This is a genomic window from Alkalithermobacter paradoxus (assembly GCA_002029295.1).
Lineage (GTDB): Bacteria > Bacillota > Clostridia > Peptostreptococcales > Peptostreptococcaceae > Alkalithermobacter > Alkalithermobacter paradoxus.
The window spans coordinates 1-548 of the sequence record MZGW01000039.1; the positions used below are offsets into that span (position 1 = coordinate 1).

At 31.4% G+C, this 548-nt stretch carries 1 protein-coding gene; it reads right to left on the reverse strand.

All coding sequences use genetic code 11. The features are described from left to right. On the reverse strand, positions 1–548 hold a 548-nt coding region (locus tag CLOTH_RS10510), incomplete at both ends, for a transposase (protein ID WP_158080510.1).

Below are 548 nucleotides of genomic sequence, written 5' to 3' on the forward strand. Positions count from 1 at the left end.
GCTTCTTCTAAATATTCTTCCCAAACATGTCTAGATACTACCTTTTTATTGTTTTTACTATCAGTACATTTGTGTAAAAACTCGCATTTTGAACAAACATTAGAATTTGATATATACTCTTTATAGCCTTCTCTATTAGTTGTAGAATAGTTTAAAATCTCTCCTTGCGGACATATGTAGCAGTCATAATATTCATCATAAATAAACTCATGCTTCTTAAAAAAACCTTTTTTAGTTACAGGTCGTTTGTACGGCATAACAGGAGTAACTTTATCATCTAACAAAATTTTACATATATATGGAGTTTTGTATCCTGCATCTACTGCGACAGCAGATATCTCTTTGAATTTTAGCCTAGCGTCTTCATATAACTCTTTAAAAACAACACTATCGTGTACATTAGCTGCGCTAACTTTAGCTGATAATACAAACCCCTTTTTATCACATGCAGCATGAATAGAATAAGCTAAAACTCTTTCTTTCTCTCCTTTATGAAACATACCACAGTCAGGGTCAACAATACTTTTTGTAATTAATTTCGTCTCATT